The sequence below is a fragment of the Streptomyces olivaceoviridis genome, assembly GCF_014650115.1.
Classification (GTDB): Bacteria; Actinomycetota; Actinomycetes; order Streptomycetales; family Streptomycetaceae; genus Streptomyces; species Streptomyces olivaceoviridis.
Map to the genome: position 1 here is coordinate 101,312 of NZ_BMUI01000025.1, position 11,038 is coordinate 112,349.

The following is an 11,038-nucleotide window of genomic DNA, read 5'->3' on the forward strand; positions in this document are numbered from 1 at the left end:
GCGGGCGGCGGCTCAGGCCACGCGCCGGTCGTCGATGGCGTCGCGGTCCCAGGCGATGCCGAGCCCCGGCTCCTGTGGTGCGTGCGCGAAACCGTCGACGATGCGGAGTTGACCGCGGGTCACGGCGCGGAGTTGGGGGATGTACTCGACGTAGCGGGCGTTGGACACGGCGGCGGCGAGGCTGACGTGGATCTCCATCAGGAAGTGCGGGCAGACCTCGACCCCGAACGCCTCGGCGAGATGCGCGACCTTCAGCCAGGGGGTGACGCCGCCGATCCGCGCGACATCGGGCTGCACGATGCCGGCGGCGCCGCGCTGGAGGTACTCGCGGAAGTGCCCCAAGGAGTACACGGACTCCCCGACCGCCACGGGGACGGTCGTCGCGGCGGCCAGCCGTGCGTGCCCCGCCACGTCGTCGGCGGGCAGCGGCTCCTCGAACCAGCCGACGTCGTAGGGTTCCAGGAGGGCAGCGCGCCGTACCGCCTCGGCGGGGGTGAATGCCTGATTGGCGTCGACCATGAGGTCCATGCCGGGGCCGACCGCTTCCCGGACGGCCCGGATGCGCGCCGCGTCCTCCGCGGGGGACGGCTTGCCGATCTTCACCTTCACTCCGCGGAAGCCCTTCTCACGCGCCTCCAGCGCCCCCGCGACCAACTCGTCCTCGCCGAGATGGAGCCAGCCGTGCTCGGTGTCGTACACCGGCACGGCCGAACGGTGTCCGCCGGCGACACGCCACAGCGGCTCCCCCGCCCGCAGGCAGCGCAGATCCCACAGCGCCAGGTCAGCGGCGGCCAGGCCCAGCGCGGTGATCGCGCCGACCATCGTGGCCCGGGTGCTGTCGTACATGGTCCGCCAGGCGCTCTCGATCTCACGGGAGTCGTGACCGACGAGCGAGGGCAGCAGGTGGTCGCGCAGCATCGCAAGGACGGCCCGGCCACCGGTGCCGATCGTGTACGAATATCCGGTGCCGGTCAGGCCGTCGTCCGTCGTGACCTCGACGAAGAGGGTCTCCTGCTTGAGGAACGTCTGTGTGGCGTCCGTGCGCACCGTCTCCACCTCGATGTCCGCGAGGTAGGCCTCCGCCTTGATCACTCGTGCCACTGCTGCTCCTGGTTCTCGAAGGTGTCGTGTGTCGCTGCCGGCGCGGCGTCGAGAGCGGCGATGAGCGCCAGCACCGCCGTGCACACCGGCACGGCGAGCCCGTGCCGGTGTGCCCTGCGGACGACCGCGCCGAGCAGCCCGTCGTACTCAAGGCGGCGGCCGGCGAGGCGGTCGGCGAGCATCGACGAGCCGGCGCCGGCCGGCCGGGCGTCGATCCAGGCGAGGACGTCGTCGACGGCCGCGGCCGGAAGCCGGGCGCCCTCCGCCCGGCCCACCGCGGCGACTTCCGCGAGCATCGTGGCCGCCAGGTCCCGGACGGCCGGGTCGCCGAAGACCTCGACCCGGCGGCAGGTGAGCGTCGTGAGGGGGTTGGCGACGGCGTTGACCATGAGCTTGCGCCAGGCGGCGGTGGTGAAGTCCGAGACCTGGCACACGCCCAGCCCGGTCCGGTCGAGGAGCGGGCGGGCGCGGCGCCCCGGCGCGTCGTCACCGATGACCAGGCCCGGGCCGTCCTGTCGCACCTCCACGCGGTCCCTGCCGTGCCGTTCGGCATTGAAGTGGACCAGGGCGGGCACGACGTGGCGGGGTGTGACGTGGGGCGGCACCAGCTCCCGGTGCTCGATGCCGTTCTGCGCCACGATGACCAGGCTGTGGCTGTCGACCAGCCGCTCCAGCCAGGCGCGTGCCGCGTTCCGCTGATGCAGCTTGGTCGCCACCAGCACCCAGCGGAAGGGGTGCACGCGGGCTGGTTCGCTGTGCCACTCCACGTCGACGGTCCGCATCCCGTGCTCATCGCTCGACGTCACCGCGGACAGTGGCACCGTGCCGGGCCGTCCGCACAGCGTCACCGGGTGCCCGCGCTCGGCCAGCCGGGCCGCGAGCGCAAGGCCGACGGCTCCCGGACCGACCACGGCGACGGGGTCGGTCCCCGGGGTGCTCAGCATCCTCTCCCGCCCCACTTTCCTATAGGAAACGGCGACAGAGGGAAGGATGCTATAGGAATTTAGCTGTGGCAATGGCTGAGGGGACTGCGGCACGGGAGATCGACGGACAGGGTGAGCATCGACCGAGAACGGGCTCGTGCGCGGACCCCTATGAGCAGGGATTCTCTATGATTCATGCCATGACGGACGGGACTCGACAGGATGCGCTGACCGATCGCGCGTACGAAAGCGTCAAGGCGATGATCATGGACCACGAGATCGCCCCCGGCGCCCGCCTGAGCATCGAGGGACTGGCCCGTCAGCTCGACGTGTCGGCGACCCCGGTACGCGAGGCCCTCGCCCGGCTCGAATCGGAGCGACTCGTGGTCAAGCGGGCCAACGCCGGCTATCGCGCCACCGACCTGCTCGACCCCGAGGCCCTGCTCGACCTGTTCGAGATGCGGCTGCTGCTCGAACCCCGGGCCGCTTCACTGGCCGCGGAGAACGCGAGCGACGAGGAACTGCGCCGACTGCGCTCCATCGTCGAGGAGATGCGCCGCCAGCCCGACCTGGGCGAGAGGTACTCGGACTACCGCCGGTTCGCCTCGCTCGACCAGGAGTTCCACGATCTGCTGGCCCGGACCGCGGGTCGGCCGCTGCTCGCGGACGCGGTGAACCGCCTCCACGCCCATCTGCACATGCTGCGGCTGAACAGCGCGCCCGGATCCGTCGACGCCACCGTCGCCGAGCACGAGCACATCCTGGACGCTCTCGTGCAGCGCAACCCTGAGAAGGCGGCCGAGGCGATGGCCACCCATCTGCGTTCCAGTCGGGTGCGCCACCGCCCACAGCCCCCGGCGCCCCGCCCGGCACGTGGCCGGACCGCCTCCCGCTGAGCACCGGCGCGCGTCCGCGCACACGGCCTCGACGGGTGGGAATTCGTCATCCGGGCGGCGAAGATGCTCGCCGGGCGGACGGCGGGACCAACCCACCCGGCAATGGGCCCAGCGCTGCGTCGGCGAACTCGCTGACGCAGCGCCACGGTTGCCGATCGGCGGAGGAGAGGCCGGAACCGTGTCCGCCCGGCTGTGGAGGGGCGCGAGGTCCCGGCCGTGGAGGGGCGCGAGGGGCGAAGTCGTCCGGGGCCGCCACCGTCCGTCGTCGAGTCGGACTGGGCTCAACCGAGACCACGATGGGTGGCCCACAACTCCCCGGCACGGCTGGCGGCTTGGGAAATCAGGGCCGCCAGTTCGGGTCTGTCGGGGACAGGGAACGAGACGTATGCGCCCCGGCCACCACCGACTGGCCTGCCGTAGGCCTTCACGGCGAGGTGACCGTCCGGGAGAAGCCGGACGTTGAGCGTGGTCAGCGTGAACTCTTCACCGCGTCGAGTGTCCGTCCAGCGGAGCGGCTGCGGGATCGTGACATTGATCGCCAGAGCACTCACATCCAGGTCGCTGCTCATGGACGGATGATCTCACGCGAGTCGCCGCAGGCGGTCGCCACCGGCTCGTGCACATGCGAACTCCAGTTGTACACACGGTAGATGTGCGGAACGGCCGCGGCAGGCCAGGCCCGGCCCGGCAGATCCTGGTCGGCAGGGCGTGGTTCACTCGGAACCGCTGGACCATGCGAGCTGCTCCGGCCGTTGCCTTCACCTCTGTGTCCAGCGTGTGCGTTATGGTTCTGGCCGGCGATCTCCAACCCATGACCGTCCTCCAAAGTGAGGACCAGTGACGTGTCTTGTCAGGGACCGTCCCACGACCCGTGGATCGCTTTCAGCGTCTTCACCCGATCACGTCAGAAAGAATCGGATGCGCATCAAGAACGCGGGCGTCGTGCTCGCAGGTACCGTCGTGATGGCTGCTGTGGCCGTGACGCCCGCCGGCGCCACCACCAGCCTTCCCGGCCCGTCGGTCACGGGTGTGCTCGCGGTGCAGAAGCAGGCGATGGCCAACGGGGCGCCTGGCGCGCTCACCCGAATCGACTCGGGGGCCTCCAGCTACCGGATCGCCGTGGGGAAGGCGGACACCGCGGCCGACACGGCGATGGACGCCGATCGCAGGTTCCGCGTCGGCAGCGTCAGCAAGACCTTCACCACCGTGGTGCTGATGCAACTCGTCGCCGAGGGACGCGTCGACCTGGACGCGCCGGCGAACGACTACCTCCCCAAGCCGCTGCCGGACGATCGCATCACCGTGCGCCACTTGCTGAGCCATCGCAGCGGCTTGTGGGACTACACGAACGACATGTTCTACCACACCGTCCCGGGCTTCGAGGCGGTCCGGAACAAGGTGTTCACGTTCCAGGAACTCATCGACCTCTCGACCGCGCACCAGCCCACCAACCAGCCAGGCGCCGCCTACAGCTACTCGAACACCAACTTCGTGGTACTGGGCCAGCTGATCGAGCACGTCACCGGTGTGCCGATGGCCACGCAGTACGAGCAGCGGATCTTCCAGCCGCTCGGCCTGAAGAACACCTCCTACGTGCATCCGCAGACGACCATCACCGGCTCCTACGCACGGGGTTACGTCCGCGACGACGACACAACCCTGCCGCTGGTGGACTCCACCGAGCAGACCGTCTCATGGGCCCAGTCCGCCGGCGCGGTGATCTCGAACTCGGCGGACCTGAACCGGTTCTTCGCCGCGCTCGTCTCCGGCAAGCTCGTCCCGCAGCCGCAGTTGCGGGAGATGATGAGCATGGTCCCGGTGAACGCGGACGGCACCCAGTCCTACGGACTCGGCCTCCGGGGCAGGAAACTGTCCTGCGGCGTGACGGTCTACGGTCACACCGGCACCGTGCAGGGCTACTACACGTACGCCTTCACGACGGCCGACGGCAACCGCAGCATGACGTCGATGGCGAACACGTCAAACAACGGCACCGTCAACACCGTGCTGGCCGGCACTCTGGAGGCCGCGTTCTGCGGCGTCGACCCGGTCAAGAACAGCAAGGTCGCCCGCTCCGGCGGTGAGGCCTTCACCGAGGACATCGCTCCCCAGGTCGTTCGCCACTGAGGCTCCCGCACACCCGCGAGGCGTTCGACGAGGCGGTCACCGCGTTCTCCGCCAGGCGTCCGGCGGACACTCGGTGATGCCCGCCGGGCGGGCGACCGTACCGCCCGGCGGGGCCCCGGCCGAGTCCTCGGCCGGGGCCCCGTGCTCGGCGCACGCCGGTCACCTGACGAGACGGGCGTAGGCCCGCCGTTGTGGGGCAGCCCGACCGACACGGCGGAAGCCGCCCCGACGACGGCGGCCGACCGCAGGAAACCACGGCGCGAGCGCGCCGCGATCGGCTCCTCGGCCGTCTCGGCAGTGGTCATGGGGGGTGTGATCGGAACACGGTTCGCCCTCTGGGAGAGCGGGGTCCGGTGGGTCCGCGGGGGCTGGTGAGGGGGGTGGTCCGGCGGGGCCGGTGGGTCTGGTGAGGGGGGTGGTCCCACGGAGCCGGTGGGCCGCTGGTGCGGTAGGTCCGAGCGGGCCGGCGCGTCAGCCGGGCTCGGTCGCGGGGGATCCGGTGGGGCAGTTGGGCGGGGTCCGGGGGCCGACGGGACGTATCCGGACCTGTGGTCCCGTGCGCCCGGCGGGGGCCGTAGCCCGCACGTCGTACCCGGCAGGGTCCTGGCGCGCACGTCCGCGCTCCTCGACCCTCGGGTTCCGGTCACCCTCGGCAGGCGAGCCGGCCCCGCGCGCCCGCCCCTCGCCGGCGTCCGAGTTCCGCCCGGTCAGCCGGGAACGGCCATGTCGGGAACGGCCAAGTCACGCGAGGAGCACGGCGGGGGAAGAAGGCGGGACGCCTCCGCGGGCGGGGAGCACCGGACCCGGCGCTGGTAGACGCGCGGTGACACACCCAGCCGGCTGACGAAGGCACGGCGCTGTGCTTCGAGGCTGCCGAAGCCCGACATGAAGGCGCTGTCCGTGACCGACATCCCGCCGTCGAGCAGCGATCGGGCCGTGTCGAAACGCACCTGTTCGACGAATTTCGCCGGGGTGGTGTGCAGCGCCTCCCGGAAGAGACGGGACAGGTGCCGTGGGCTGACCGCCACCTCGGCGGCCAGGTCGGCGAGCGAGTACGGGGCGGTGGGGTCGGCGACGATCTGCTGCGTGAGCCTCCTGACCATCGGGTTGACTACGGCGTGCATCGTCCGGGGGTCGTGCTGCTCGCCGTCCTGGGCCACCGCACCCAGGGCGCGGGCATGCTCCTCGCCCTGGTCCTGGGCGACAAGCGTCGCGGCCAGGACCTTGGCAGCGTCCTCACCGGCGGTCGTGATGAGGTTCCCATCGGTGGCGACCCGTGTCCCGAGCAGGACCTCGGTCGACGGCTGGAGGTTCCGCAACAGACACACATGCTCCTGACGTGCGGTGACTCTCCGCCCGCGGAGGAGTCCCGCGGCGCTCAGAACGATCGTTCCCGAGTCCACACCGGCCAGGCGACGGGCCCGTCCGGCCATGTGCCGCACAGCGGACGCATGGGCGGCGGTGGGGTTGCCGTCGAGTGCGGGCCCGCCACCGAGAACGACCGCCGTGTCCACACGGCCCGCGCCGTGGGCGCTGGACGACACGTGGAACGGCAGGCCGCTGCGGGTGGTGACGTCTTCGCCATCGGGTGAGCAGACGACCACGTCGTAGGAACCGCGCTCCGCGAGCGGTTCGATCGCGGAAGCGATGTCGAGCAGCGACACCCCGTCCACCACGAGCAGGGCGATCCTGGGAAGTTCGTCCGCGACGAGACTCGACCGGTCCATACGCTGATTCAAGAAGAAAATGGGTGACACGTCAACTCTCACCTATCCCTCCACTCACCGAACGCCACACCGAAAGTGCACCCATCCTGGGTTCCCGACAACCGTTGACACAGAGGCCGCAATGCCCCTCGCCCCCCGATGGATGCAGCCGTTCCCCGCCCTCCCATCGGGCACCCTGACGGCGAACCGACACCTCCCCCTCACCAGAGGCCGAGCACGGTCGCGCCCTCTCATGGCCGGGGGTCGCCCCTCCTCCGCTCGCGATTCAGTTGATGTGTCACTCAAATTGACTAGACTTGGCCCGCTCATACCGAGGCCGGCGGTCAACAGTCAGTACGAAGGAGATCCGATGTCGTCCGACAACGAGAAGTCCATCCGGAACGCCTACCAGGTGGCCGAAGCGCAGGACATCGCCGGGTGGATCGACTGCTTCACCGAGAACGGCACGTTCACCGACCAGTCCGTCGGTATCACCTGCCGCGGCCCGGACGTCGGCGAGCCGGTGGTGAACTACGCCGCGGCGTTCCCCGACATGCACCGCGAGCTCTACGACGTCTATGCGCAGGGCGACATCGTGGTGGTGGAGCTGTCCCTGAACGGGACGCACCGGGGCCGCCAGCTGGGCGTGCTGAACAACCTGGAGGCCGCCGTCTCCCGGTGACATGTCGCTCATACCGTCACCGTTCGTCCCCCTCGGCGCGGCCGGCCACGCCGAGGGGGTGGGCCGCTGCGCGGCTCAGCCGTGGAGCCGTGTGACCGGCTCAGCACGGATGCCCCACCTCCCACATCCGTCCCGATCCGTGGTGTTCCTGCCCTGATCCGAGGGGTATCGGCCGGAAAGGCACGCCAGTCTTGGTGGCGTCCCGCAATCGACAAGGAGAACCACCATGGCCGGCAACCCCCGCCGCATCGCTCTGGAACCCGCCGCGCAGGCCTTCGTTGATGCCACGTCCGAGCCGCCGTTCCTGTACCAGCTCCCGCCGGAGGAGGGCCGCAAGGCGGTGGACCAGGTGCAGGACGCGGAGATCTTCAAGCCGGAGGTCGAGGAGGAGTGGCTGGAGGTGGCGGGCGGTCCGACGGGCACCGTCAAAGTGCGTGTCGTCCGCCCCGCGGGTTCGGCCGGGACGACGTTGCCGGTCATCCTCTACGTGCACGGTGCCGGCTGGGTCTTCGGCAACGCCCACACCCATGACCGGCTGGTGCGTGACCTGGCCGTCGGTGTCGGTGCCGCGGTCGTGTTCCCCGAGTACGACCACGCGCCGGAGGCGGGGTACCCCGTCGCGCTGGAGCAGAGCTGGGCGGTGGCCCAGTGGGTGACGGCCGAGGGTTCGGGCAGGGGTCTGGACGCCGCGCGGATGGCGGTGGCGGGCGACTCCGTGGGCGGCAACATGGCGATCGCGCTGACGCTGCTGGCCAAGCAGCGCGGTGGTGTGCGGTTCGTGAAGCAGGTGGAGTTCTACCCGGTCACCGACGCCGCCTTCGACACGGCCTCGTACGAGGAGTTCGCCGAGGGCTACTTCCTGGCCCGGGACGGGATGAAGTGGTTCTGGGACCAGTACACCACCAGTGAGGAGGAGCGCGGGCGTATCACCGTCTCTCCGCTGCGGGCGAGCCTGGAGGACCTGGCGGGTCTTCCGCCGGCGCTGATCATCACCGCGGAGGCGGACGTGCTGCGCGACGAGGGCGAGGCGTTCGCGGCGAAGCTGCGCCAGGCGGGCGTGCCGGCCACGAACGCCCGGTTCGGCGGCATCGTCCACGACTTCGTGATGGTCAACTCGCTGCACGACACCGAGGCGGCCAAGCACGCCGTCCTGCTCGCGGTCGCCAGCCTCAAGGCGGCCCTGTACGCCGTGTGACGTCTGCGGGTGATCACGCTCCAGCGTGCGAACACCCGGAGGGGAAACATCCGGGTGCGAACACCTGGAGGAGAGCCTCCCGGGTGCGAACACCCGGAGGAGAAACTTCCGGCACCCTCCGGGGTGCCTTCACCCTGCGCCGGCGGGCGTGGCCCCCCTCCCCACGCCCGCCGCGGGGCCCGGCTCACGTCAGTGTCCCGCCCCGGCCGGTTCCCGGATCTTGACGCCGAGAACGGCCCCTCCCGACGGCCGCCCGCGTGGCGCCCGCCGACTCCTGTAGCGCGCACCTTTCGAAGTGGAGCATTTGCATGCGCTCGTCCCACCGTCCGGCTCCCGTTCCGGGGCCCGACTCGCACCAGTTCTCCCGGCGCGCGATGCTGCGCACCGCCACCGTCGCCGGACTGGCCACCGCGGTTCCGGTCGCGCTCGGCACGGACTTCGCGGCAGCCGACCCAGGCGTGCCCGGTCCGCTCGTTCTGCCCCCGGCCACCGAGGAGATCACCCGGCTGAACCTCCATGTGCCCGAGGCCCATCTGCGCGATCTGCGGCAGCGGCTGGCCCACGTCCGGCTGCCGGAGCGGGAGACGGTCGCCGACAACTCCCAGGGCGTCCAGCTCGCCAAGCTCACCGGTCTGCTGGAGTACTGGCGCACCCGGTACGACTGGCGCCGTCTGGAGCGGCGGATCAACGCGCTGGGCCAGTACCGCACGATGATCGACGGCCTGGGCATCCACTTCCTGCACGTCCGCTCCCGGCACGCCGACGCCACCCCGCTCATCCTCACCCACGGCTGGCCCGGCTCGTTCGTGGAGTTCCTCAAGGCGGTCGGCCCGCTGACGGACCCCACGGCCTACGGCGGCACCGCCCAGGACGCCTTCCACGTCGTCATCCCCTCGGTACCCGGCTTCGGCTTCTCCGACCGGCCCACCAGCACCGGCTGGACCACCCCGCGCATCGCCGCGGCCTGGGCCACGCTCATGGAACGCCTGGGCTACCACCACTACCTCGCCCAGGGCGGCGACTGGGGCGGCGGCATCACGACCCAGCTGGGCAAGCTGCGCCCCAAGGGACTGATCGGGGTGGAGCTGAACTTCCCCGAGTACACCTTCAGCCCGCCCGTGTCGGACGATCCCACGGCAGCGGAGAAGACCGCGCTGGCCCAGATCCAGACCTTCTCCACCCAGTACTCCGGGTACTTCCAGGAACAGTCGACGCGCCCCCAGACCCTCGGCTACGCCCTCGCCGACTCCCCCTCGGGGCAGGCCGCCTGGATCTACGAGAAGTTCCTCGACTGGACCGACAACACCGGCCGGCCGCAGGGCGTCCTGTCACCGGACGACATGCTGGACAACATCACGCTGTACTGGCTCACCGACACCGCCGCCTCCTCCGCCCGCCTCTACTGGCAGAACTACGGCGCATCCGAACTGACCAGGCTCGACCTGCCGGTCGGCCTCAGCGTCTTCCCGCACGAACTGGTCCGCAGCCCGAGGATCTGGGCCGAGCGCGCCTACAGCGACCTGGCCTACTTCAACGACCGGATCCCCTACGGCGGCCACTTCGCGGCCTTCGAACAACCCCTGCTCTTCACGCAGGAGGTCAGGAACTTCGCCCGGATCGTGAAGTGACACATCGCATGCGGTGAACACACAGCGCGTGTTCACGAGCCGCGCCGGCGGCGCGGTCCGGCAACGGAGCGGTGGCAGGTACGAGGTCACACCTGCCACCGCTTCGGCATGTCCGGCCGCACCACACCCCCACCACCCCCCACCCCGGCCGCGCAGGTAGATGACCCGTCATCCAACTAGTTGACACGTCATCTTTCGGGGTCTACGGTGATTGAAGATTGAACGGAACGGTGGCCCCACCAGACCACCCCAGCAAGGAGAAGACCATGGGACAGCTCGACGGCAAGACAGCGGTCGTCACCGGCGGCACCAGCGGCATCGGACTGGCCACAGCCCGCCGCTTCCGCGAAGAAGGCGCCCACGTCTACATCACCGGCCGCCGCAAGGACACCCTCGACAAGGCCATCGCCGAAATCGGCGGCAACGTCATCGGCATCCAGGCCGACAGCGCCAGCCTCACCGACCTCGACCGCCTCTACACCACCATCACCGACCACACAGACCACATCGACGTCCTCTTCGCCAACGCCGGCGGCGGCGAATTCGCCACCCTCGAACAGGTCACCGAAGAACACTTCGACACCACCTTCGACACCAACGTCAAGGGCGTCCTCTTCACCGTCCAAAAGGCACTGCCCCTCCTCAACGACCACTCCTCCGTCATCCTCACCGGCTCCACCGCCGCCAGCGTCGGCAACGAAGCCTTCGGCGTCTACGGCGCTTCCAAAGCCGCCATCCGCTCCTTCGCCCGCACCTGGGCCAACGAACTACGCACCCGCG

Annotated in this window: 10 protein-coding genes; 6 read left to right on the forward strand and 4 right to left on the reverse strand. The window is 70.2% G+C overall.

Features of this window, described 5'->3' with window-relative positions; genetic code table 11:
* Window positions 1-12 precede the first annotated feature (12 nt).
* Both IE273_RS34105 and IE273_RS34110 read right to left on the reverse strand, forming a co-directional pair.
* On the reverse strand, window positions 13-1,101 hold the full coding sequence (locus IE273_RS34105; protein WP_189818993.1) for a mandelate racemase/muconate lactonizing enzyme family protein: 1,089 nt from the start codon (window positions 1,099-1,101) through the stop codon (window positions 13-15).
* Window positions 1,089-2,045 (reverse strand): 2-dehydropantoate 2-reductase, encoded by a 957-nt coding sequence (locus tag IE273_RS34110; protein ID WP_189818994.1) that lies wholly within the window; start codon window positions 2,043-2,045, stop codon window positions 1,089-1,091. The genes IE273_RS34105 and IE273_RS34110 overlap by 13 nt, the downstream gene beginning before the upstream one ends.
* Window positions 2,046-2,224: 179 nt before the next feature.
* Between IE273_RS34110 and IE273_RS34115 the strand changes: the two genes are divergently transcribed.
* The gene (locus IE273_RS34115; protein WP_189818995.1) at window positions 2,225-2,920 is read left to right on the forward strand and encodes a GntR family transcriptional regulator; all 696 of its coding nucleotides are present in this window, start codon (window positions 2,225-2,227) and stop codon (window positions 2,918-2,920) included.
* Between the two features lie 281 nt (window positions 2,921-3,201).
* Here IE273_RS34115 and IE273_RS34120 read toward each other — a convergent pair whose 3' ends face one another.
* Window positions 3,202-3,489: a hypothetical protein gene (locus IE273_RS34120; protein ID WP_189818996.1), complete on the reverse strand. Its 288-nt coding sequence runs from the start codon at window positions 3,487-3,489 to the stop codon at window positions 3,202-3,204.
* A gap of 349 nt (window positions 3,490-3,838) precedes the next feature.
* Between IE273_RS34120 and IE273_RS34125 the strand changes: the two genes are divergently transcribed.
* Entirely contained in the window at window positions 3,839-5,047 is a 1,209-nt protein-coding gene (locus IE273_RS34125) for a serine hydrolase domain-containing protein (protein WP_189818997.1), read from the forward strand.
* A 707-nt stretch (window positions 5,048-5,754) separates the two neighbouring features.
* Here the strand turns inward: IE273_RS34125 and IE273_RS34130 are convergent.
* Window positions 5,755-6,774, reverse strand: a complete 1,020-nt coding sequence (locus IE273_RS34130; RefSeq protein ID WP_189818998.1) for a GlxA family transcriptional regulator — start codon at window positions 6,772-6,774, stop codon at window positions 5,755-5,757.
* A 349-nt stretch (window positions 6,775-7,123) separates the two neighbouring features.
* Between IE273_RS34130 and IE273_RS34135 the strand changes: the two genes are divergently transcribed.
* The 4 genes from IE273_RS34135 to IE273_RS34150 form a co-directional block, all read left to right on the forward strand.
* Entirely contained in the window at window positions 7,124-7,435 is a 312-nt protein-coding gene (locus IE273_RS34135) for a nuclear transport factor 2 family protein (protein WP_189818999.1), read from the forward strand.
* A gap of 226 nt (window positions 7,436-7,661) precedes the next feature.
* On the forward strand, window positions 7,662-8,630 hold the full coding sequence (locus IE273_RS34140; RefSeq protein ID WP_189819000.1) for an alpha/beta hydrolase: 969 nt from the start codon (window positions 7,662-7,664) through the stop codon (window positions 8,628-8,630).
* A gap of 308 nt (window positions 8,631-8,938) precedes the next feature.
* A complete protein-coding gene (locus IE273_RS34145) occupies window positions 8,939-10,258 on the forward strand; it encodes an epoxide hydrolase family protein (RefSeq protein ID WP_189819001.1) in 1,320 nt (439 codons plus the stop codon).
* A gap of 266 nt (window positions 10,259-10,524) precedes the next feature.
* Window positions 10,525-11,038 (forward strand): SDR family NAD(P)-dependent oxidoreductase (locus IE273_RS34150; protein WP_189819002.1); only part of this gene is annotated, 514 nt, incomplete at its 3' end.